At 42.9% G+C, this 22,313-nt stretch carries 19 protein-coding genes, 2 tRNA genes and 1 other RNA gene; 16 read left to right on the forward strand and 6 right to left on the reverse strand.

Features of this window, described 5'->3' with window-relative positions:
• Positions 1-28: 28 nt before the first annotated feature.
• Entirely contained in the window at positions 29-1,060 is a 1,032-nt protein-coding gene (locus ABZP31_RS03485; RefSeq protein WP_248134349.1) for an outer membrane protein assembly factor BamD, read from the reverse strand.
• A 70-nt stretch (positions 1,061-1,130) separates the two neighbouring features.
• On the opposite strand from ABZP31_RS03485, the gene rluD reads away from it, so the two are divergent.
• The gene (gene rluD / locus ABZP31_RS03490; protein ID WP_005024995.1) at positions 1,131-2,183 is read left to right on the forward strand and encodes a 23S rRNA pseudouridine(1911/1915/1917) synthase RluD; all 1,053 of its coding nucleotides are present in this window, start codon (positions 1,131-1,133) and stop codon (positions 2,181-2,183) included.
• Between the two features lie 23 nt (positions 2,184-2,206).
• The gene (gene pgeF, locus ABZP31_RS03495; protein WP_248134347.1) at positions 2,207-2,953 is read left to right on the forward strand and encodes a peptidoglycan editing factor PgeF; all 747 of its coding nucleotides are present in this window, start codon (positions 2,207-2,209) and stop codon (positions 2,951-2,953) included.
• Between the two features lie 99 nt (positions 2,954-3,052).
• Here the strand turns inward: pgeF and smpB are convergent, their stop codons facing one another.
• Complete coding sequence (gene smpB, locus ABZP31_RS03500; RefSeq protein WP_005404295.1) at positions 3,053-3,529, reverse strand: SsrA-binding protein SmpB; 477 nt, start codon at positions 3,527-3,529, stop codon at positions 3,053-3,055.
• A 142-nt stretch (positions 3,530-3,671) separates the two neighbouring features.
• Here smpB and coaD point away from each other — a divergent pair, with 142 nt between their 5' ends.
• The 4 genes from coaD to ABZP31_RS03520 all read left to right on the forward strand — a co-directional run bounded on the left by coaD (position 3,672) and on the right by ABZP31_RS03520 (position 4,950).
• The gene (gene coaD / locus ABZP31_RS03505; RefSeq protein ID WP_005025000.1) at positions 3,672-4,163 is read left to right on the forward strand and encodes a pantetheine-phosphate adenylyltransferase; all 492 of its coding nucleotides are present in this window, start codon (positions 3,672-3,674) and stop codon (positions 4,161-4,163) included.
• A gap of 1 nt (position 4,164) precedes the next feature.
• Positions 4,165-4,428, forward strand: coding sequence for a YfhL family 4Fe-4S dicluster ferredoxin (locus ABZP31_RS03510; RefSeq protein ID WP_005015756.1), 264 nt, complete (start codon positions 4,165-4,167; stop codon positions 4,426-4,428).
• Between the two features lie 26 nt (positions 4,429-4,454).
• Positions 4,455-4,810: RNase P RNA component class A (gene rnpB / locus ABZP31_RS03515), an RNA gene on the forward strand.
• A 63-nt stretch (positions 4,811-4,873) separates the two neighbouring features.
• A tRNA-Met gene (locus ABZP31_RS03520) sits at positions 4,874-4,950 on the forward strand.
• An 80-nt stretch (positions 4,951-5,030) separates the two neighbouring features.
• Here ABZP31_RS03520 and ABZP31_RS03525 read toward each other — a convergent pair.
• Complete coding sequence (locus ABZP31_RS03525; RefSeq protein ID WP_248134345.1) at positions 5,031-5,435, reverse strand: hypothetical protein; 405 nt, start codon at positions 5,433-5,435, stop codon at positions 5,031-5,033.
• A 159-nt stretch (positions 5,436-5,594) separates the two neighbouring features.
• On the opposite strand from ABZP31_RS03525, the gene ABZP31_RS03530 reads away from it, so the two are divergent.
• Positions 5,595-5,671: transfer RNA gene (locus ABZP31_RS03530), tRNA-Met, on the forward strand.
• A gap of 115 nt (positions 5,672-5,786) precedes the next feature.
• Here the strand turns inward: ABZP31_RS03530 and ABZP31_RS03535 are convergent.
• Together ABZP31_RS03535 and ABZP31_RS03540 are read right to left on the reverse strand one after the other, a co-directional pair.
• Positions 5,787-6,836 carry a hypothetical protein gene (locus tag ABZP31_RS03535; protein WP_282437624.1) on the reverse strand — a complete coding sequence of 350 codons (1,050 nt, stop codon included), beginning with the start codon at positions 6,834-6,836 and terminating at the stop codon, positions 5,787-5,789.
• Positions 6,814-8,439: an NAD+ synthase gene (locus tag ABZP31_RS03540; protein ID WP_005015749.1), complete on the reverse strand. Its 1,626-nt coding sequence runs from the start codon at positions 8,437-8,439 to the stop codon at positions 6,814-6,816. Before ABZP31_RS03540 ends, ABZP31_RS03535 begins: the two co-directional genes overlap by 23 nt.
• 247 nt (positions 8,440-8,686) lie before the next feature.
• Between ABZP31_RS03540 and ABZP31_RS03545 the strand changes: the two genes are divergently transcribed.
• A complete protein-coding gene (locus tag ABZP31_RS03545) occupies positions 8,687-9,175 on the forward strand; it encodes a hypothetical protein (RefSeq protein ID WP_005015747.1) in 489 nt (162 codons plus the stop codon).
• Between the two features lie 51 nt (positions 9,176-9,226).
• On the opposite strand, the gene gltA is transcribed toward ABZP31_RS03545, so the two are convergent.
• The gene (gene gltA, locus ABZP31_RS03550; protein WP_005015746.1) at positions 9,227-10,504 is read right to left on the reverse strand and encodes a citrate synthase; all 1,278 of its coding nucleotides are present in this window, start codon (positions 10,502-10,504) and stop codon (positions 9,227-9,229) included.
• 1,012 nt (positions 10,505-11,516) lie between these two features.
• On the opposite strand from gltA, the gene sdhC reads away from it, so the two are divergent.
• The 8 genes from sdhC to sucC all read left to right on the forward strand — a co-directional run bounded on the left by sdhC (position 11,517) and on the right by sucC (position 22,311).
• Positions 11,517-11,915, forward strand: coding sequence for a succinate dehydrogenase, cytochrome b556 subunit (gene sdhC / locus ABZP31_RS03555; RefSeq protein ID WP_005404293.1), 399 nt, complete (start codon positions 11,517-11,519; stop codon positions 11,913-11,915).
• Positions 11,915-12,280, forward strand: a complete 366-nt coding sequence (gene sdhD, locus ABZP31_RS03560) for a succinate dehydrogenase, hydrophobic membrane anchor protein (protein ID WP_005015742.1) — start codon at positions 11,915-11,917, stop codon at positions 12,278-12,280. Before sdhC ends, sdhD begins: the two co-directional genes overlap by 1 nt.
• Positions 12,281-12,292: 12 nt before the next feature.
• Entirely contained in the window at positions 12,293-14,128 is a 1,836-nt protein-coding gene (gene sdhA, locus ABZP31_RS03565; protein ID WP_005015740.1) for a succinate dehydrogenase flavoprotein subunit, read from the forward strand.
• Positions 14,129-14,142: 14 nt separating this feature from the next.
• Positions 14,143-14,853, forward strand: a complete 711-nt coding sequence (locus tag ABZP31_RS03570; protein ID WP_005015737.1) for a succinate dehydrogenase iron-sulfur subunit — start codon at positions 14,143-14,145, stop codon at positions 14,851-14,853.
• A gap of 563 nt (positions 14,854-15,416) precedes the next feature.
• A complete protein-coding gene (locus ABZP31_RS03575) occupies positions 15,417-18,257 on the forward strand; it encodes a 2-oxoglutarate dehydrogenase E1 component (RefSeq protein ID WP_248134341.1) in 2,841 nt (946 codons plus the stop codon).
• Entirely contained in the window at positions 18,257-19,480 is a 1,224-nt protein-coding gene (gene odhB / locus ABZP31_RS03580; RefSeq protein ID WP_367156895.1) for a 2-oxoglutarate dehydrogenase complex dihydrolipoyllysine-residue succinyltransferase, read from the forward strand. Before ABZP31_RS03575 ends, odhB begins: the two co-directional genes overlap by 1 nt.
• A gap of 61 nt (positions 19,481-19,541) precedes the next feature.
• Complete coding sequence (gene lpdA / locus ABZP31_RS03585) at positions 19,542-20,975, forward strand: dihydrolipoyl dehydrogenase (RefSeq protein WP_248134339.1); 1,434 nt, start codon at positions 19,542-19,544, stop codon at positions 20,973-20,975.
• 169 nt (positions 20,976-21,144) lie between these two features.
• Positions 21,145-22,311: an ADP-forming succinate--CoA ligase subunit beta gene (gene sucC / locus ABZP31_RS03590; RefSeq protein ID WP_005015729.1), complete on the forward strand. Its 1,167-nt coding sequence runs from the start codon at positions 21,145-21,147 to the stop codon at positions 22,309-22,311.
• Positions 22,312-22,313: the final 2 nt, after the last annotated feature.

Genomic DNA, 22,313 nt, shown 5'->3' on the forward strand with positions numbered 1-22,313 from the left:
CCCGAAAAAAGCGACCATCTGGTCGAGATTATTCGTTTGGAGTTTCTGTAGCTATATCAGCCGGTGGTTTGGCGAGCATTGGTGTATGTTGCTGTCCATTTTCAGATTTACCGAGCATACCTAAGCTCAGACGGTTGAGCCAGCTACGTTCTTCTGAAGAATGACTAGAGGTTTCCTGCGATACTTCACTTGCAGCACTGTTTTTGGCTTCACGGCCAAAAATTCCCAGTGTAGCGCGGTTAAGCAGGCTGGCATCTCTGCGGGCGGCACGCAGGTTTACACTGCCATTACTACGCACCAGTTCCGGATAGTTTAGTTTTAAGACGTCTACATACTGCTGTGATGAAGCCTGATCGCCCAGCTTGTCATAAGCGTAAGCCATGGTAGCTAAAGCTTCTGGAATTTGAGGAGTCTGCGGATAATGTTCAACTACCCACTGCGCCCGCTCCAGAGCAGCAACCCAAGCTTTACGCTTTAGATTATAGCGTGCTACGTTCATTTCATTTTCAGCCAGTTCCTGACCAATAAACTTCATGCGCTGTGCAGCATCTACTGCATACTGACTGCTTGGATAGCGACGAATAAAATCAACAAAGTTTTGGTAAGCTACTTTTAAATAGCTAACATCACGGTGTGATTGCTGCAAAGAAGTATAACGCAGCAAGCCATCATAATTCTGTTCCATGTTAGCTACACCACGTACGTAATAAGCGTAGTCAACATTAGGGTGCTGTGGATTTAAACGGATAAAACGTTCAGCCAGAGCAATCGCCCCTTCATAATCTTTTTGCTGGAATTTAACGTAAAGCAGCTCAAGTTGTGCCTGCTGCGCATATTGTCCGGTCGGGAAGTAGGTGTCCAGTGCCTCTAGCTGTTTTGCAGCATCAGAATATTGACCACGTTCAAGCGCACGTTCGGCTTTATTGAAATAAACCTGTTCGCTTGACTGTGGGCCAGTATCGACAACTTCTTTTTTTGGATTGCTGCTACAGCCCACTAATGCAGATGCCATGCCTAAAGATAAAGCAAGCATCGTAACTTTATAACGTGGTAGCGACATAAAAACTCCTCTGTTAATCGGGCAATGAGCTACAATTGCGCTATTAAACCACTTTTGTCTCGATGATCAAATGACTTCAGCACAATCTTCTAATTCTACTTTCCCTGAAACTGATTTCAATTTACTTGAAGATTCTGAGGATGCAGATAACCATACTTCAGAGCCGACTGCAACACGTTTATCGTTGCAGTTTCAATTGGATGAAAGCTATCTCGGGCAGCGTATTGACCAAGCAGCAGCACTAGTCTGGAATGAATTTTCCAGAGAGAAACTTAAACAATGGATTAAAGACGGCCATTTGTTAGTAAATGGTAACAATGTCAAACCTAAATACAAGTGTGAGGGCAATGAGCTGCTTACGCTTGAGGCAGAGCTGGAAATTCAGACTGCCAGCCAGCCAGAAAATATTCCGCTTGATATTATTTATGAAGATGATGACATTATTGTCATTAATAAAACCGTAGGAATGGTCGTACATCCAGGTGCAGGAAATGGGTCGGGCACTCTGGTCAATGCGCTGCTTTACCATTATCCGAAATCTAATGAACTGGCCCGTGCCGGACTGGTCCACCGGATTGATAAAGATACTAGCGGTCTGCTGGTGGTTGCAAAAAACCTTGAGGCCCAGTTCTCTTTAAGCAAACAGTTGGCAAAAAAGACTGTCTACCGGATTTATGATTTAGTTGTTTATGGAAATATTGTAGCCGGTGGAACCATCGATGAGCCAATCAAACGCCATCCTGTCGATCGCGTTAAAATGGCCATATTACCGGGTGGTAAAGAAGCGGTTACTCACTATAACGTGAAAGAGCGATTTAAAGACTTTACCCGTGTTCAGGCACAGCTTGAAACCGGTCGTACTCACCAGATCCGGGTCCATTTTAGTTATATCGGTTATGGCCTGGTTGGTGACCCGGTCTATATGAGCCGGGTACGTGTACCTGCCGGAGCTTCTGAAGAGCTGGCTGATACTTTGCGCAGTTTTAAACGGCAGGCATTACATGCTGCCAAGCTTGGTCTAGTTCATCCGCGTACAGGCGAGAATATGATGTTTGAGGCGCCGTGGCCTGAAGACTTTAAGCGTTTAATTGAAGTACTTCGTCAAGAGAATGCTGCTTATTAATTCATTAACACGGGAAATTTGACATGCAGTTTGTTTCAGGGCTTCCATCAGGTGTATATGCAGGACAGACACGTATCTGGCATCCAGGTACATTAACTTCAGCAAAACCGGAACTTGCGGGCTTTAATCTGGCTTTGCACGTGCAGGATGATACGCAGCGAGTACAAGCTCACCGGATGATCTTGCTGGAAGGACTGGCAGGCTATGGTGTAGATAAAATCACATGGATGACTCAAACTCATAGCACGATCTGTCATACGATTAATGAAGCACTTCCATTCGAAGCTCTTATTGGTGATGGTTTAATTACCCAGAAGAAAGCTCATGCCTTGATGATGATGACAGCAGACTGCTTGCCTGTAGTGATGGGAAATGCACAAGGCACTGAAGTTGCCAATCTGCATGCGGGTTGGCGTGGACTTGCAGGTGGTATTATTGAAAATACCATTACTGCCATGCAAGACAGGCCTAGTTGGGCCTGGTTAGGTGCGGCGATTAGTCAGTCCTGTTTTGAAATTGGTGCAGAGGTCAAGGCAGCATTCTGTCATAAATATGCGGAAGTTGAATCGGCCTTTATATCAGGGCGCTCAGGGAAGTATTATGCCGATCTTTATGCAATTGCCCGTTATATTCTGCAACAACAAGGTGTAAAGATGGTACTAGGAGGCGACCACTGCTCATATCAGCAATCTGATCAGTATTTTTCATATCGGCGAAACGCCCAGACCGGACGTATGGCAACATTTGTTTTTATGCAATCATCAGGATAAACCAGTCAGGTCCTTTGTGCTCGCTACTTCAAACTCATTTGTAAATTTTTCCGGTGTGAAAAAACCTCCAGTTGTGGAGGTTTTTTCATTGCAGGATACTTATTTGTGGAAGATACGTGCCTTGTCGCGCTGCCAGTCACGGTCTTTTTCGGTTGCACGTTTATCATGAAGCTGTTTACCTTTAACCAGCGCGATTTCAAGTTTGACTAAAGGTCCTTTCCAGTAACAGGCCAAGGGCACACAGGTATAACCTTTCTGGTTAACTGCACCCATTAATTTCTCAATTTCACGCTTAGATAAAAGCAGCTTGCGGGTACGGGTTGCTTCAGCAACAATATGGGTAGAAGCAGAAAGTAAAGGCTGAATCTGGGCACCAAACAGATAAGCTTCGCCATTTTTCAAAAGGATATAGCTTTCTGTCAGGCTCATACGTCCAGCACGTAATGATTTAACTTCCCAACCCTGTAACGACATGCCGGCTTCAAACTTTTCTTCAATAAAATAATCGTGGCGTGCGCGTTTATTCTGCGCAATTGTTCCACCATTATTTTTTTTCACAACTTTTACGTTCGCCATAATCATTAAATTCCAAAGTTGTACTTATTGTGCCGTAAAGTGCCAGCAAGAGAAAGTTTTTTCAAAAAGATGGGGATACTTCGCTAAAAAATCAAGTTTTTGTTAAACTAGGGCCCTGCACAATAAATTAGAGTATCAAGCGATGTCTAAAGCTCGCGTTATTTACCCGGGAACCTTTGATCCAATTACTAATGGCCATATTGATCTGGTAACCCGTGCAGCCAAGATGTTTGATGAAGTGGTGGTTGCCATTGCGATAGGACATCATAAAAATCCGGTATTTAGTCTGGAGGAGCGTGTAGCACTGGCGAAAGCTTCCTTAAGTCATTTAAGTAATGTCGAGTTTGTGGGTTTTGACGGGCTGCTGGTCAATTTCTTTCATGAGCAGAAGGCAACTGCAGTACTACGTGGACTGCGTGCGATTTCCGATTTTGAGTATGAATTTCAGCTGGCTAATATGAACCGGCAGTTAGACCCTCAGTTTGAAGCAGTTTTCTTAACACCTTCTGAACAATATTCCTTTATTTCATCGACACTGGTTCGTGAAATTGCCCGCTTAAAAGGTGATGTAAACAAGTTTGTACCCCCGGCAGTCGTTGAAGCCTTTGAACGTAAACATCAGCAAGGTTGGTAGCGTGTCTTTATATATTACTGATGAATGTATTAATTGTGACGTATGCGAGCCCGTATGTCCCAATGAAGCTATCTTTATGGGGGAGATGATTTATGAAATTCATCCTGACCTCTGTACTGAGTGTGTCGGACATCATGAGCAGCCTCAGTGCCAGCTGTTCTGTCCGGTCGACTGTATTCCCCATGATCCAAACCATGTGGAAACAGAAGATGAGCTGATGCAGAAATATAAAATGTTGACTGCTCAAAAAAGTGCGAGCAATTAACAGATAAATTTGATACTATGCGCGACGAAGTGAGCCGGACGGTCGCTGCTGTGGAGGTCTTCGTGACTAAAGCAGGGGAGGAAAGTCCGGGCTTCATAGGGCAGGGTGCCAGGTAACCCCTGGGCGGCGTAAGCCGACGGAAAGTGCAGCAGAGAGTAGACCGCCTCATTCGTGAGGTAAGGGTGAAAGGGTGCGGTAAGAGCGCACCGCGTATCTGGTAACAGTATACGGCATGGCAAACCCCACCAGAAGCAAGACCAAATAGGAATCCTGAGGTACGGCCCGTACTGGATTCGGGTAGGTCGCTTGAGCGTATGAGTGATTGTACGCCTAGAGGAATGACCGTCCTCGACAGAACCCGGCTTACAGGCTCACTTCAACAATTTTCCTGTAAATAAAGCTTGACCTGCTAAAGATAAATGCAGATAATGCGCGCACAGTTTTTGGCTATGTAGCTCAGTTGGTTAGAGCACCGCACTCATAATGCGGGGGTCACAAGTTCAAGTCTCGTCATAGCCACCATTTTTATAGACCACGTTCTCTAAAACGTGGTCTTTTTTTGTCTGTGTGGTTATCGTTTGAGTAGCGAGTAGAGGACTTTACTAGTCACAGGTTATCGAGTTGGTATCTAGTTTGATTTGTGGAAACCTTTCTGTATATGTGTTTAAGATCCGTTGGCGTTGATCTTTGCCAAAGACCTGTTCCTGTAGCTGTGTAATTTTCTTTTCACTTAAATATTGTCTGGCGCAGTGCAGTGCTATCTGATTCTCCTCGGCAATACTGAGTTTTTGACTCTCTGTGATTTCATCAATTCGATAAAGCTTCTGCTGTGCCCGACTGAGCTGTGCCAAGCTGCGCTTTTGCTGCATGCTAAGTAATTGCTGGTGATTAATCCATTTGGCTACATCCATACGTACGCCGTTATAATCTACAAAGATCGGACTAATCGCACTGCAGGCTGTAAATCCGGACAAGACAGTACTGGCGATCATCACTTTAATTTTCATATTGTGTCCTGATAAAGTTCTCAAATTATTTTCTACGTAAAATCAAACATGTGTATTATTTTTCAGCAAAATGCATCTTTTTGCTTAAAGACTGAGCATTCATTAAAGATAGTTCTTGACGCTGAGCAATGAAGTTTAGATAATGCGCACACAGTTTACGGCTATGTAGCTCAGTTGGTTAGAGCACAGCACTCATAATGCTGGGGTCACAGGTTCGAGTCCCGTCATAGCCACCATTTTAAAAGACCAGGCTCTCAGTCTGGTCTCTTTTTTTGTGCCTAAAAATTATTGCCGAATATTTTTGATTAATCATCAGCCCAATCTTATAAAAATTAAGCTTCAATATATTTATTAGTTTACCTGATATTGCCGGATGAGCTCTATTGTATGCGGTGCTGCATAAAATGGTGATAACAGCTGATGCAATAGCGGATCAAGTATGTCATTTTGATCGAGCGCTTGCAGTACAGATGGAATAAAGCGTAAACCTTCATTCATTAAGTCATCCTGGGTTAATCCTACGGCATTCAGCAGTTCTTTTAATGAATGTTCCTGGAAATATTGATAAAAAATATTTACCCCTTCAAGGATCAGTTGCTGTAAATAGCTACTTTCACGTAATTCCCGCCAAGATTCATAAAGTAATACAAAGAACTCTTCTATATCAATTGCAGTGAATTGCGACATACTGTCTTGCAGACTCTTGTATTTGAATTCCTGCCATACATGCATTGCAATATCATACAGATCTTCTGAAGGAAGCAGCAGAAGTTCACTGAGCTGTTCTTTAATTATATTTGCGAGCCTGAATTCGAGCTTGGCTTCAATAGTCTGCTGCTGTTCCTGCATAAACTGTAAAACCCGTTGCTGAATGCCTGATACTTTATATTTGCTATAGCGTAACTGGTTTAACCATGGGGTCTTGCTTTCAATAATATGAGTCGCCATTTGCAGACAGACTTCATCTACCTGCTGACTCTGTAGTAATAAATCGCGTAAATATAAGCGGACATTTGTCAGTTCGACGAGCTTTGTAAGCCAGAATTGATATTGCTGATCTGAAATAAGATCTTGAAGTTCAGTATCCGACTGTAAGGCGTACTGATGCAGCTTTTGCGACATTATTCCGATCAGTTCCAGTATTTCTGCACCCAGATTCATTTCAAAGGCGTAGCGTTGTACCACAGCATGGAGCTGAGACACATTGATTACCTGTTTAAGCTGCACCTTTTCCGAATAATGATAAAGCTGCTGGATCAAAATTTTTAAAGCTGGATGATCTTTAGAATAAATATAGTGTTGTTTTAAAAACTTCACCTGCTCAAGCAAAAGTGCTTGAGCAAGTTCATTTGGAGTGATTTTATAAGTCTTTTGATTATTAGACACCAGGTTTCCAGCCATTTACTATCGGATAACGTCGATCCCGTCCGAAAGCACGTGAGCTGATCCGCGGACCAATCGCACCTTGTCGGCGTTTGTACTCATTACGGTCGACCAGTTTAATTACCTTCTCGACGGTTGCCCGTTCAAATCCTTTGGCAATAATATCTTCCTGACTCATATCTTCTTCGATATAAGCATAAAGAATTGCATCCAGAATATCATAAGGTGGTAAAGAGTCTTGATCTTTCTGATCTGGACTTAATTCTGCTGAAGGTGGACGGGTAATTACACGTTCAGGTATAACTGGTACTTCACTTAAGCTGTTTCGATATTTGGCCAGTTCGAAAACGATAGTTTTATAAACATCTTTTAATACCGAAAAACCACCTACCATGTCACCATACAATGTACAGTAACCTACAGCTACTTCAGACTTGTTACCGGTAGATAGAACCAGATTACCAAACTTGTTAGATAGTGCCATGAGCAAAGTGCCACGGGCACGTGCCTGCAGGTTTTCTTCTGTCGTATCTGCCGGACTGTTTCCAAAGAATGGATATAGAGTCTGCAAGAAGCCATTCACAATCGGATTGATTTCAGCAATGCCAAAAGTTACACCCATAGTCTTGGCCTGTGCTGCAGCATCTTCAACAGAAATTTGTGCGGTATAAGTATAAGGCATCATTACTGCCTGGACCTTGTCGGCTCCAATCGCATCAACAGCAATAGCCAAGGTCAGGGCAGAGTCGATTCCACCAGATAACCCGAGAATAACGCCGGGGAAGCCAGAGCGCTGGATATAGTCACGGGTTGCCATTACCAATGCCTGATAGATCTCGGCCATAGTGTCAAGCTCAGGTGCGATTTCCTGAACTATAAAGGCGTCTTTATCTGCACTATATTCGGCGTAGTGCAGGCATTCTTGAAAGCTAGGTGCACGTGTAACCAGTTCGCCTTGCGGGTTTAATACAAAACTTGACCCATCAAAAATAATATCGTCTTGGCCGCATACCTGGTTCACATACACCAGATTAAAATTGAGCTGTTTGACCAGCTGCTGCATGGTCTGAATACGATGCTGTGGCTTGCCTACTTCATATGGCGAAGAGTTAAGTACCAATACGGTCTGCGCCTTAAGCTGGGTTAGCTGCTGTACTGTATTAATTGACCAGATATCTTCACAGATCAATACAGCAAACTTGTGTTCCATATATTCAAATACAAGTTGCTGGTTACCAGAAGCAAAATATCGTTTTTCATCAAATACGCTATAATTCGGCAGGTTTTGTTTATTATAAACCCCCAGTACTTGACCATCTTTAACCACAGCAGCCGAGTTATATCGCTGCCCGGTTTCAGCCTGATTAACAAAGCCAAATACCATGACGATATCTTTAACTTGTCCCAGAATTTCAAAGACCTTTTGTGTACGTTTGCTCAGACTTGGACGCAACAATAAATCTTCAGCTGAGTAACCTACTGTGCACAGTTCTGGAAAAACAATAATATCAGCACGCTGTTTTTTCGCTTCATTTGCCTGCTCAACCATTTTCTGAGCATTAAGTTCAAAGTTACCAGTATGTGGAGAGAACTGAGCCAGGGCGATCTTAAAACTTTTCATTCACACCTAATCCTATTTCTATAGGGTATAAAATACACAACATGTTGATTTAGAAGTTATAATTTTCCAACTTCGTGTACACATATTAAAAACAATTAAACAAATAAAATTTAATAGGTTGATATAACACACTTGTCTGCTATACAACGAAAAAAGAACAAGATTTTGCCGTATTGTAGTCGAAAAAAATACATATTCTAGTATTTAAATATGTACTTATAAAATATCTTATTTCAGGCAAAGGTTTATGGCACTTTTTTTACAGCATGTAGCTAAACGTTTAACGAATATATTTATTATTAAAAGACGCTTGCTTACTCCGGGAGAGCGTGAATTAGCCTATTCTGTATTTCACTCCAGTTTGAAACTTGATCATATTGAAATCATTGCTCATCACGCGATTTTAAAAAACTATGCAATGAGCCCAAATGGTCATATCTATTTTAACATTCAGGACTGGCGCGAAGATTTTTCTATGGCTCCATTGTCCATACAGTCCTGGCTGATCCATGAACTTACTCACGTTTGGCAATACCAGCAGGGAATGAACGTGATCCGTAATGCCGTATTTAACCGTCGTTATCAATACATACTGCAACAAGGAAAGCAGTTTTTTGAATATGGTATAGAGCAGCAGGCACAGATGGTACAGGATTATTTTTTAAGGCGGGTCAAAGGGCAGGAGTGTTCGGCTTATGAAGCCTGTATCCCTTTTTTAAATAAACAGATAGCATAAAAAAAGCCACCCTAAGGTGGCTTCCTGAAGTCTAATTCATGTTGAGATGAATTAACGACCTTCGATGTCGCGTTGAGTTTCGCCAGTATAAAGCTGACGAGGGCGACCGATTTTGTATGGACCAGAATGCATTTCTAACCAGTGGCTGATCCAGCCTACGGTACGTGCAAGTGCAAAGATCACAGTAAACATTTCAGTCGGGATACCAATCGCTTTAAGGATGATACCTGAGTAGAAATCTACGTTAGGGTATAGGTTACGTTTAATGAAGTATTCATCAGACAGGGCAATACGTTCAAGTTCCATAGCCAAAGCGAGCTGTGGATCATTGATGCCAAGTGCACCCAATACTTCGTCACAAGTTTCTTTCATGACTTTAGCACGTGGATCGAAGTTTTTATAAACTCGATGACCGAAGCCCATGAGTTTAACTTCTTTAGTTTTCACTTTTTCCATGAAGTCAGCAACGTTTTCTACCGAGCCGATTTCATCAAGCATCTTAAGAACAGCTTCGTTCGCGCCACCATGAGCTGGTCCCCAGAGCGCAGAGATACCAGCAGCGATACATGCATACGGGTTAGCGCCAGTAGAACCTGCTAGACGTACTGTAGACGTTGAAGCATTTTGTTCATGATCTGCGTGCAGCGTGAAGATACGGTCCATTGCTTTTGCAAGGATCGGATCAACTTTATAATCACGGTCAGCCGGAGTCGCAAACATCATGTGAAGGAAGTTTTCAGCATAGCTCAGATCGTTACGAGGGTAAACGAAAGGCTGTCCGATGGTGTACTTGTAGCTCCACGCAGCAAGTGTAGGAATCTTGGAGATCAAGCGGATCGCAGTGATTTCACGGTGATCAACATTTTCAATATCCAGATTGTTGTGATAGAACGCAGACAGCGCACCAACCACACCTACCATAATGGCCATCGGGTGTGCATCACGGCGGAAACCATTATAAAAACGGCTTACCTGATCATGAACCATAGTGTGGTTGCGAACTTTTGCATCGAACTCTGCTTTTTGTTCCGGAGTTGGCAGTTCACCATTTAGAAGCAGGTAGCAAGTTTCAAGATAGTCAGCTTTAGTTGCCAGCTGATCAATCGGATAGCCGCGGTGCAAAAGAATGCCTTTATTACCATCGATGAACGTGATCTTAGATTCACAAGAAGCTGTCGCCATGAAACCAGGATCAAAAGTAAAGTGACCTGAGGCCAACACATCTTTAACGTCGATTACATCTGGGCCCAATGTGCCGCTGTAAATTGGTAATTCAATTTCTTTGCCATCAAGCTTAAGAACGGCTTTTTTGCCAGTTGCTTCAGACATTCAATAGATCTCCTGTCCTGGTGGATATTTTATCTGATTCGTTACTAATCTTTTAATGCGAACCAGACGGATCAAAAATTGCTACTAAGATTAGTGAGTACTGAAATTTTGTCAATTATACTTATGGATAAAAAATGACGTGGCCACATGGGTTTAGTCATTATAATCAAGTAAGGAAAGTATGAATAAAATCACAGCACCAGCTGGCTATAATAAGTCAAATTACAGGGCAGGTGCAGAAAAAAATAGGATGGTTGCCGTAAATATAAGCAAATTTTTATCCTTAAAATGTATTTTATTTCCTTCTTAAGAGAAACATGATTGTGAAAAAAGATGATGAAACCTTTAACTTATTTAGTTTAGTGAGATTTAAAAGACTTCTATGGGTCATAGAAAAAACAAATAAATACTTTCGAAAAAAACGTTTGATTGTATAAAAAATGACTCATAAATTAATCTAAAATTGTTTATAAAATAGTCATTTCAGATTTTATAATCGATTGAGCTTATCCATTTCTAAACAAAGAAAGGCATTTAAAAAGTTTAAATTATGACTGTTTAAGCCATAAATAATGGAGTCAGTAAACATGTAGTTTGCTTTTATCAATTGTTCTAAGAGCATTTCAGCCTATAATTACTTTAAAAGCACATAAGGTTTAATAAAAATATTAATTAATATAAGTATTTGCTTTTATTCATCTTTAGTCTAAAACATTTGTTTTATCTTTTTATATTTTCCGATCAGGTTAAATTGTATATTAATTTAAATGAATGAGTGACTTAGCTTGAATTTTTCTGCTCTGTGGTGAGCTATAATTACTTATTTTATTGTTAATGATTCTTATTTAATGAGATTTTTATAGAAAAGCGCCAGTTGATTGTTTGTATTTTGACAGACCACGTTTTATAATTCGATGTCGTTTTATAAGTCTTAGGCATTTGCTTGCCTGACAATGCCAGCTTTCCTTCGAATTAATTCCAACAAACTCCAGCTGGAGTTTTTACCTACAGGATGCCCGCTGTGAAAAGCAACAGACCTGTCAATTTGTCCATGGGTCAGGTGTTAGCAGTAAACTTACGCTCACCCGTGGCTATTGCATCAATTTTGCACCGTATTTCCGGTGTGATCGTATTCTTACTCGTTCCAGTTCTTTTATGGCTCTTAGATAAGTCATTATCTTCACCGGAAGGTTTTGCTCAAGTTCAGGAAATCTTTAGCGGTTTCTTCGTACGTTTTATCGTATGGGTGTTTGTAGCTGGTTTGATTTATCACTTCTTCACTGGTCTTAAGCACTTGCTTGCTGATATCGGTGTGGGTGAAGGCCTGCAAAGTGGTCGTACTGCAGCTACAATTTCATTGGCTCTGTCTGTGATTGGTATCATCGCAGCCTTTGTATGGATTATGTTCTGATGAAAAGTGCTACAGGATTAACAGGTTCGGGTTCTCGCGACTGGTACATTCAGCGTATTAGTGCTGTGGTACTGGCAGCTTATACTGTTGTGGTTTTAGGATGGATCCTACTAAATGGCGGATTCACTTACGAGCAATGGTCTGGCTTTATGATGACAGTGCCAATGAAAATATTTTCATTGTTGGCGATCTTATCACTTATCGGACACGCATGGATTGGCATGTGGCAGGTGTTTACAGATTATGTAACTACCCGTCAGATGGGACCTTCAGCTAATGGTTTACGCCTTGTGCTTACGTCTGCAGTCATTATTGCTGTGTTTGTGTACGCAATCTGGGGTATCCAGATTTTCTGGGCGAATTGATAGGAAGATATCATGGGCGCGATAACCCCTAAAGAAGATTATTCAAATATTCAAAACCTCACTTTCGATGCAGTCATTGTAGGTGGTGGTGGTTCAGGTATGCGTGCTTCTTACCAGCTTGCTCAAGCAGGTTTGCGAGTTGCAGTACTGACCAAAGTATTCCCGACCCGTTCCCATACAGTTGCAGCGCAGGGTGGTATCGGCGCATCACTGGGTAATATGCAGGACGATAACTGGCATTACCATTTTTATGACACTGTAAAAGGTTCAGACTGGTTGGGTGACCAGGATGCAATCGAGTTCATGTGCCGTGAAGCACCGAAAGTTGTTTATGAACTTGAACACTTAGGTATGCCTTTTGATCGTAACGCAGATGGTACAATTTATCAGCGTCCATTTGGTGGTCACTCTGCAAACTATGGTGAAAAGCCAGTTCCACGTGCCTGTGCAGCAGCTGACCGTACTGGTCACGCACTTTTGCATACGCTATATCAAAGCAATGTGAAAATGGGAACTCAGTTCTTCGTTGAATGGATCGCTCTTGACTTGATCCGTAATGAAGAAGGCGAGGTACTGGGCGTAACAGCAATTGACCAGGAAACAGGTAATATTGCTGTGTTCCAGGCAAAAGCAACACTGTTTGCTACAGGTGGCGCTGGTCGTGTTTACCGTGCATCTACTAATGCCTATATTAATACAGGTGATGGTCTGGGTATGGCTGCTCGTGCTGGTATTCCATTACAGGATATGGAATTCTGGCAATTCCACCCGACAGGTGTTGCGGGCGCAGGTGTATTGCTGACTGAAGGTTGTCGTGGTGAGGGTGCAATCCTTCGTAATAAAGACGGCGAACCGTTCATGGAACGTTATGCACCGACTTTAAAAGACTTGGCACCACGTGACTTTGTATCACGCTCTATGGACCAGGAAATTAAAGAAGGCCGTGGCTGTGGTCCAAAGGGTGATTATATCTTGCTTGATATGACTCACTTGGGTGCGGATACAATCATGAAGCGTTTGCCGTCTGTATTCGAGATTGGTAAAAAATTCGCAAACGTTGATATTACTAAAGAGCCGATTCCGGTGGTGCCCACTATCCATTACCAGATGGGCGGTATCCCAACCAATATGCATGGCCAAGTTGTACTGCCTGAACCAGGTACAGACAACTACACCAAGCCGGTAAAAGGTTTCTATGCTATTGGTGAATGTTCTTGCGTATCTGTACATGGTGCAAACCGTCTAGGTACAAATTCATTGCTTGACCTGGTGGTATTTGGTAAGGCTGCGGGCGAACATATTATTGATTACGTGACTAAACATCACGGTGATGAATATGCTCCGCTGCCAACTAATGTTTTACAGCAGACCGTAGCCCGTATACGCAAGCTGGACGAATCTACTGCTGGTGAAAATGCACAAGAAGTAGCTGATGCGATTCGTGATATTGTTCAGGATCATGCAGGTGTATTCCGTACTCAAGCCTTGCTTGATGAGGGTGTTAAGCAGATTCTTGCGATTGAACCACGCGTTCGTAATATTCACTTGAAAGACAAATCTAAAGTATTTAACACTGCGCGTATTGAAGCTCTGGAAGTTGAAAACTTGTATGAGGTAGCAAAAGCCACCTTAATTTCAGCAGCTGCGCGTAAAGAATGTCGTGGTGCTCATACTGTGGTTGATTACGAGTTACCAGCAGATCACCCGACCTATTCATATGGTCGTCGTGATGATGAGTGGATGAAACACACTCTGTGGTACTCAGTAGATAACCGTTTGGAATATAAGCCAGTGCGTTTCAACCCGCTGACTGTTGATCCAATTCCACCAGCACCGCGTACATTCTGATCAGGAGTATAAAGATGAGTAGAGGTACTCGTACATTTCACATCTACCGCTATGATCCTGATAAGGATAAAGCGCCGTACATGCAAACTTTCAAGCTTGAGCTGACTGATAAGCACCGTATGTTGCTTGATGCTCTGCTGGCGTTAAAAGTACAGGACGAAAGTCTGACTTTCCGTCGCTCTTGCCGTGAAGGTATTTGTGGTTCGGATGGTGTAAATATCAATGGTAAAAATGGTTTGGCTTGTCTTGAAAATTTAAATGACCTGCCAAATGAAATTACTATTCGCCCATTACCGGGCCTGCCAGTAATCAAAGATCTGGTTGTTGATATGAACCAGTTTTACGAGCAGTATAACAAGATCCAGCCATTCCTGATTAATAATCAGCCTGCACCGCCAAAAGAGCGTTTGCAGACTCCGGAAGAGCGTGATCATCTGAACGGTCTGTATGAATGTATTTTATGTGCATGCTGTTCTACTGCATGCCCATCATTCTGGTGGAATCCTGATAAATTCCTGGGACCGTCAGCATTGCTAAATGCTTATCGTTTTATTATTGACTCGCGTGACACAGCGACTCAAGACCGTCTGGCACGTATGGATGACCCGTTCAGTCTTTTCCGCTGTAAAGGTATTATGAACTGCGTATCTGTTTGCCCTAAAGGTTTGAATCCGACTAAGGCAATTGGTCATATCCGTAATATGCTACTTGATCAAGCCGGTTAATTAATCCCTAAAAAAGAGCGTACATCACAGGTGTGCGCTCTTTTTGTTCATTTGTGTAAAAGACAGGGGACTTTATTTGTAATTCGCTCTATTTTTTATATAAAGCACCGTATGTTAAAGCATAAAATTTTTAATGTATTTAGCCAATTTATAGGAGGTATGTGTCAAAAAAATCAATCCAATCTGGAGTTCATGTTACGATATAACACACAGTTATAATTGAAAAAAATGGCTATTTTATTGTTTATTTATTAAGCGGATTGAGGATGGTTGAGCAAAATTTTACTAAAAGTTGCTTTAGAAAAGCTAATTCGCCGATTTATCTTTTCTAAGACGATTTTGCAAAAAAATTGCTCGGTATTGCCGAGTATATAAATGAATGATGATGCAGGTAAGAGCGTTATGATTCATAACACACACTGGTCAATTCTGGTGTGATTATAGCGCCCGTGGTCTGAGTACCGAGTGGGTATTAATGTCATTTTACCAATTTGGCATTATCAAGCATGGGTATGCTTAACAAGCAACCTGTAATGTTTTTGCAATAGGAAATGGGTCCACAAATGCAAGAAGTTGCTGACGCATTGCGTCTTGACACTGAACTTTCCGCTGATAGTGCAGCGTATATTGAAGAGCTTTACGAGCAGTACCTGACTTCTCCGACCTCAGTAGGTGAGGATTGGCGCCAGTATTTTGATAAATTCCCTAAAGGTGATCAGCCTCACAGCAATGTACGTGAGCAATTCCTGTTATTAGGACGTAATGGTAGCCGTGGACAACCAGTTGCGCAAAGTGCAGTAAGCTCTGAACATGAACGTCGTCAGATTGGTGTGTTGCAATTAATTGCAGCTTACCGTAACCGTGGGCACCAGAAAGCCAAATTGGATCCGTTGGGCTTGGCAAAACGTGAAGATGTTCCTGATCTTGACCTGTCTGCACATGGCTTGACCAAATCTGATCTGGATACTGTATTCAATACAGGTAATCTGGCAATTGGCAAGACGGAAGCTACCCTTGGTGAAATGATTGAAGCAATGGAGGCGACTTATTGCGGCTCAATCGGTGCCGAGTATATGCACATTGTTGATACCAAGGAAAAGCGCTGGATTCAGCAACGTCTTGAAGGTGTACGCGGTAAGTATGATTTTACTGCTGACCAGAAAAAATTATTTCTTGAACGCTTAACTGCAGCTGAAGGCCTGGAAAAATTTCTGGGTAATAAATATGTAGGTGCTAAACGCTTTGGTGTGGAAGGTGGTGAATCTTTCATTCCTATGGTCAATGAACTGATCCAGCGTGCCGGCTCAGTAGGCTGTAAAGAAGTTGTGATTGGCATGCCACACCGTGGCCGTTTAAACCTCCTGGTCAATATTATGGGTAAAAACCCGGCTGACCTGTTTGGTGAGTTTGAAGGCAAAATGCTGAATAAGAAAGGTTCTGGTGACGTTAAATATCACCAAGGCTTTTCTTCAAACGTAATGACCCCAGGCGGTGAAGTACACCTTGCCTTGGCATTTAACCCATCCCATCTTGAAATTGTTGGACCTGTAGTTGAAGGTTCAGTGCGCGCGCGTCAAGTACGTCGTAAAGATATTGGTGGTGACGATGTATTGCCATTAATTGTACATGGTGATGCTGCATTTGCAGGTCAGGGCGTGAATATGGAAACTTTCCAGATGTCACAGACCCGTGGTTATACTGTAGGTGGTACGGTTCATATCATTGTGAACAACCAGGTTGGTTTTACAACTTCTGACCCGCGTGATGCGCGTTCAACTGAATATAGTACTGACGTTGCAAAAATGATTCAGGCACCTATCTTCCATGTGAATGGTGATGATCCTGAGGCTGTAATTTTTGCTACTCAATTGGCGCATGACTTCCGTCATACTTTCCGTAAAGATGTAGTAATTGACCTGTTCTGTTATCGTCGTCGTGGCCATAATGAGGCGGACGAGCCAGCAGCAACTCAGCCAATTATGTATCAGGTTATCAGCAAGAAACCAACAACCCGTACTTTGTACGCAGACAAACTTGTTCAGGAAAATGTTCTGGACCGTGCTGCTGCTGACAAGATGGTTGAAGATTATCGTGCTGATCTTGAAGCAGGTAATCATGTTGCCAGTGCACTGGTTCTTGAACCAAATACCAAAATGTTTGTGGACTGGGCTCCATATCTCGGCCATGACTATACCGATGACTGGGATACTTCATTTGACTTGAGCCGCCTGAAACAGCTGGGCGAAGGCATGCGTAAACTTCCTGAAGGTTTTGTAATGCAGCGTCAGGTTCAAAAAGTAATTGATGACCGCCTGAAAATGCAAACTGGTGAAATGCCATTAAACTGGGGTGCTGCTGAAACTCTGGCTTATGCAACATTGCTAGACGAAGGTTATCTGGTACGTATTACCGGTGAAGATGTAGGTCGTGGTACCTTCTCACATCGTCATGCCAAACTTCATAACCAGACAGATGGTTCCACTTACATTCCGCTTTGCCATGTAAAAGAAAACCAGCCACGTTTTGCATTATATGATTCGTTGCTGTCTGAAGAGGCTGTACTTGCTTTTGAATATGGTTATGCAACCACTATTCCGCACGGCCTAATTATTTGGGAAGCACAGTTTGGTGACTTCGCAAACTGCGCCCAAGTCGTGATTGACCAGTTTATTGCTTCTGGTGAAACTAAATGGGAGCGTGTATGTGGTCTGACCATGTTACTTCCACATGGTTACGAAGGACAGGGCCCTGAGCACTCATCTGCTCGTCTTGAGCGCTTCTTGCAGCTATGTGCAGAAGACAACATGCAGGTGATTACTCCAACAACGCCTGCACAGATTTTCCATGCGCTGCGTCGTCAGGCAGTACGTCCGATCCGTAAACCAATGATCGTTATGTCTCCTAAGTCGCTGCTTCGTCATAAACTGGCAACTTCGACTCTAGAAGAGCTGGCAACGACTTCATTCCAGACAGTGATTGATGAGATCGATACACTTAACAAGGCCGACGTTACCCGTCTGGTGCTCTGTGGTGGCAAAGTCTATTATGATCTGCTTGAAAAACGTCGCGAGCAGGAACTGAACAATACTGCAATCGTTCGTATTGAACAGTTGTATCCATACCCAGAAAAACGCCTTGCTGAAGTTCTTGCCTCTTATCCAAACGTGAAAGAACTCGTGTGGTGTCAGGAAGAGCCGAAAAACCAAGGGGCCTGGTTATTTATTGCGCCACGTTTGTATGACGACGTAATAAAAACAGGTAAGCAAGTCCGTATTAGTTACGCAGGACGTGAAGCATCTGCAGCACCTGCATGTGGCTCACCTTATTTGCACGCAAAACAACAAGCTCAGCTTATCAATAATGCTCTAGCAATCGAAGCTGAACAATCAGGAGATTCTAAATAATGGCAACCGAAATTAAAGCCCCGGTATTCCCAGAGTCAGTTGCTGACGGCACGATCGCAACTTGGCACAAGAAAGTCGGTGAAGCTGTTTCACGTGATGAAGTCATCTGTGACATTGAAACTGACAAAGTTGTTCTAGAAGTGGTTGCCCCTGCAGACGGTGCTCTGGTTGCTATTGTTAAAGATGAAGGCGACACAGTTCTTTCTGATGAAGTAATTGCACAATTTGAAGCAGGTGCCGGAGCTACAGCAGAGCCAGCTCAAACAGCAGTAACTTCTGATGGAAATGTGGAAAATGCATCTGCTAATACAGAAGCTGGTCCAGCTCCTGTAGTTGAGCGCAGCCAGCCTGTACAGGATCAGGCACCTGCTGTACGTAAAGCTTTGACTGAAACAGGTATTAACGCTTCTGATGTTTCTGGTACAGGCCGTGGTGGTCGTATTACTAAAGAAGACGTAGCAAACCATCAGTCTAAACCAGCTGCTGCAGCTCAGCCTCAAGCGCTTAGCGTAGCTGTAGGTGAGCGTATTGAAAAACGTGTTCCGATGACACGTCTACGTAAACGTGTTGCTGAGCGCCTGCTTGCAGCAACACAAGAAACAGCAATGTTGACTACGTTTAATGAAGTTAACATGAAGCCAATCATGGATATGCGTAACCAGTATAAAGATGCGTTTGAAAAACGTCATGGTGCGCGTCTGGGCTTTATGTCTTTCTTTGTGAAAGCAGCAACTGAAGCGTTAAAACGCTATCCGGCAGTCAATGCTTCAATTGATGGCGACGATATCGTATATCACGGTTTTTATGATATTGGCGTAGCAGTTTCTTCTGATCGCGGTCTTGTAGTACCTGTCCTGCGTGACACTGATCGTATGAACTACGCTGAAGTTGAAAACGGTATTCGTGCATATGCTGGCAAAGCGCGTGAAGGCAAACTTGCAATTGAAGATATGACTGGTGGTACTTTCACAATTACCAACGGTGGTACTTTTGGTTCGCTACTTTCTACTCCGATTTTGAATACGCCACAAACTGCGATTCTGGGTATGCATAAAATCCAAGAGCGTCCTATGGCTGTAAACGGACAGGTGGAAATTCTGCAAATGATGTATTTGGCATTATCTTATGATCACCGTTTAATCGATGGTAAAGAAGCAGTAGGCTTCCTTGTGACAATCAAAGAATTGTTAGAAGAGCCAGCTAAACTTATCCTTGATCTTTAATACTTACCAGCAAAATAAACCAGGATAAAGTCTCCCTTTATCCTGGCACTTGGAGATAAATATGTCTCAACAGTTTGATCTTGTTGTGATCGGTGGTGGCCCAGGCGGTTATGAAGCAGCAATTCGTGCTGCACAGCTGGGCTTCAAAGTTGCTTGTATTGAAAAACGTATTCATAAAGGTAAACCATCTCTGGGTGGGACCTGTCTAAACGTTGGCTGTATCCCATCTAAAGCATTGCTTGACTCTTCTCATCGTTATGAAGATACCGTTCATCATTTGGGTGATCATGGTATTACAACAGCTGAAGTGAAATTTGACCTTGAAAAGATGCTTGCTCGTAAAGACAAAGTGGTAGAGCAACTGACCGGTGGTGTAGCTCAGCTACTTAAAGGTAATGGGATCGAGTGGCTGCAAGGTACAGGTAAACTGCTGGCAGGTAAAAAAGTTGAGTTTGTACCATTTGAAGGTGAGACTCAGGTTCTAGAACCTAAATATGTAATTCTGGCATCTGGTTCTGTACCAGTAAATATTCCCGTTGCTCCTGTAGATCAAGATCTGATTGTAGATTCTACCGGTGCACTTGAATTCCCTGAAGTTCCTCAGCGTTTAGGGGTAATCGGTGCGGGTGTAATTGGTCTTGAGCTAGGTTCAGTATGGCGTCGTCTGGGTTCAGAAGTTGCTGTATTTGAAGCTATGGATACATTCTTACCAATGGCCGATAAAGCACTGGCTAAAGAATTCCAGAAAATCCTGACTAAGCAGGGTCTGGACATCCGTATTGGCGCGAAAGTTTCTGGTACTGAGATCAATGGTCGCGAAGTAACTGTTAAATACAGCCAGGGCGGTGAAGACAAAGAACAGACTTTTGATAAGCTGATTGTGTGTGTAGGCCGTAAAGCTTATGCAGAAGGTCTGTTAGCTGAAGACTCAGGTATAAAACTGACAGAACGTGGTCTGGTAGAAGTAAATGATCATTGCGCAACTTCTGTTGAAGGTGTTTATGCGATTGGTGATTTGGTTCGTGGTCCAATGCTTGCACATAAGGCAATGGAAGAAGGCGTAATGGCTGTTGAGCGTATTCATGGTCACGCTGCACAAGTAAATTATGACACTATCATCAGTGTAATCTATACCCATCCGGAAGCCGCATGGGTCGGTTTAACTGAAGAGCAGGCAAAAGAAAAAGGCCACGACGTTAAAACTGGCCAATTCCCGTTTGCTGTGAATGGTCGTGCACTTGCTGCAGGTGAGGGCGCAGGTTTTGTAAAATTTGTTGCTGATGCTAAAACTGACCGACTACTGGGTATGCACGTAGTAGGTCCGGCTGCCTCTGACATCGTTCATCAGGGTATGATTGCCCTTGAATTTGTATCAAGTGTTGAAGACTTGCAGTTAATGACTTTTGGTCATCCAACTTTCTCTGAAGTTGTACATGAAGCAGCTCTTGCAGTCGATGGACGTGCAATTCACGCAATTCAGCGTAAACGTAAATAAGATTAAAGAGAGAGCGGTTCAAAAGCCGCTCTTTTTTGCTTCATGGGTTGCAATGATTGGAACAACCCTCTAAATATAAAGACAAGATTAAATAATTGCTAATGTGTACCGTGATGGAAGGGTACATAGAAGTATGGATAAGAAAGTAGAACTAGTAAAAGGTAAGTAAATGAATTTACATGAGTATCAAGCCAAAGCGCTATTAAAAAAATATGGTATGCCTGTTCAGGAAGGTATTTTAGCAACCAATGCTGATGAAGCTGTTGCTGCCTTTGAACAGCTTGGCGGAAAGTTTGCAGTCATTAAGGCCCAAGTGCATGCAGGTGGCCGTGGTAAGGCCGGCGGTGTACAGGTTGTTAAGTCAAAAGAAGAAGCCGCAGATTATACCAGTCGTATTATTGGTACACGCCTAGTCACCTACCAGACAGATGCCAACGGCCAGCCAGTCAATAGCGTACTGGTCTGTGAAGACGTTTATCCTGTGGAGCGTGAATTATACTTGGGTGCTGTGGTTGACCGTTCTACTCGTCGCATTACCTTTATGGCATCCACCGAAGGTGGTGTTGAAATTGAAAAAGTTGCAGAAGAAACACCTGAAAAAATTATTAAAGTTACAGTAGACCCTCTGGTTGGCCTGCAACCATTTCAGGCACGGGAAGTAGCCTTTGCACTGGGTTTGAAAGATGGCCAGATTAATCAGTTTGTTAAGCTGATGACAGGGGCTTACCATGCTTTTGTAGAAAATGATTTTGCCCTGTTTGAAATTAACCCGCTGTCTGTACGTGAAAATGGTGACATTCTTTGTGTAGATGCCAAGGTGGGCATTGATTCCAATGCACTGTATCGCTTACCAGAGGTCTCTGCGCTACGTGATAAGTCTCAGGAAAATGAACGCGAGCTTAAAGCTTCTGAATTTGACCTGAACTATGTAGCCTTAGAAGGCAATATCGGCTGTATGGTAAATGGTGCCGGTCTTGCTATGGCAACCATGGACATCATCAAATTATATGGTGGACAACCAGCCAACTTTCTAGATGTAGGTGGTGGTGCAACGAAAGAGCGGGTGATTGAAGCATTTAAAATTATCCTTGCTGACAGCTCTGTTCAGGCAGTATTAATCAATATTTTTGGTGGTATTGTACGCTGTGACATGATTGCAGAAGCAATTATTGCTGCGGTTCAGGAAGTGAACGTAACTATTCCTGTAGTCGTACGACTTGAAGGTAACAATGCCGAGCTTGGCGCCAAGTTACTGGATGAATCCGGCCTAACACTTATTTCTGCTCAGGGTCTAGCTGATGCTGCAGAAAAAGTTGTTGCAGCAGTCAAAGCATAAGG

The organism is Acinetobacter sp. FL, assembly GCF_040744925.1.
GTDB classification, from domain to species: Bacteria; Pseudomonadota; Gammaproteobacteria; order Pseudomonadales; family Moraxellaceae; genus Acinetobacter; species Acinetobacter radioresistens.

Coding starts and splice junctions, on each gene's coding strand:
- odhB (WP_367156895.1), top strand. CDS start 18,257: ATGGCAACCGAAATTAAAGCCCCGGTATTCCCAGAGTCAGTTGCTGAC.
- ABZP31_RS03575 (WP_248134341.1), top strand. CDS start 15,417: ATGCAAGAAGTTGCTGACGCATTGCGTCTTGACACTGAACTTTCCGCT.
- ABZP31_RS03545 (WP_005015747.1), top strand. CDS start 8,687: ATGGCACTTTTTTTACAGCATGTAGCTAAACGTTTAACGAATATATTT.
- sdhA (WP_005015740.1), top strand. CDS start 12,293: ATGGGCGCGATAACCCCTAAAGAAGATTATTCAAATATTCAAAACCTC.
- coaD (WP_005025000.1), top strand. CDS start 3,672: ATGTCTAAAGCTCGCGTTATTTACCCGGGAACCTTTGATCCAATTACT.
- sucC (WP_005015729.1), top strand. CDS start 21,145: ATGAATTTACATGAGTATCAAGCCAAAGCGCTATTAAAAAAATATGGT.
- ABZP31_RS03525 (WP_248134345.1), bottom strand. CDS start 5,435: ATGAAAATTAAAGTGATGATCGCCAGTACTGTCTTGTCCGGATTTACA.
- ABZP31_RS03570 (WP_005015737.1), top strand. CDS start 14,143: ATGAGTAGAGGTACTCGTACATTTCACATCTACCGCTATGATCCTGAT.
- ABZP31_RS03535 (WP_282437624.1), bottom strand. CDS start 6,836: ATGGCTGGAAACCTGGTGTCTAATAATCAAAAGACTTATAAAATCACT.
- rluD (WP_005024995.1), top strand. CDS start 1,131: ATGACTTCAGCACAATCTTCTAATTCTACTTTCCCTGAAACTGATTTC.
- sdhC (WP_005404293.1), top strand. CDS start 11,517: ATGCCCGCTGTGAAAAGCAACAGACCTGTCAATTTGTCCATGGGTCAG.
- ABZP31_RS03540 (WP_005015749.1), bottom strand. CDS start 8,439: ATGAAAAGTTTTAAGATCGCCCTGGCTCAGTTCTCTCCACATACTGGT.
- pgeF (WP_248134347.1), top strand. CDS start 2,207: ATGCAGTTTGTTTCAGGGCTTCCATCAGGTGTATATGCAGGACAGACA.
- ABZP31_RS03485 (WP_248134349.1), bottom strand. CDS start 1,060: ATGTCGCTACCACGTTATAAAGTTACGATGCTTGCTTTATCTTTAGGC.
- lpdA (WP_248134339.1), top strand. CDS start 19,542: ATGTCTCAACAGTTTGATCTTGTTGTGATCGGTGGTGGCCCAGGCGGT.
- gltA (WP_005015746.1), bottom strand. CDS start 10,504: ATGTCTGAAGCAACTGGCAAAAAAGCCGTTCTTAAGCTTGATGGCAAA.
- smpB (WP_005404295.1), bottom strand. CDS start 3,529: ATGGCGAACGTAAAAGTTGTGAAAAAAAATAATGGTGGAACAATTGCG.
- sdhD (WP_005015742.1), top strand. CDS start 11,915: ATGAAAAGTGCTACAGGATTAACAGGTTCGGGTTCTCGCGACTGGTAC.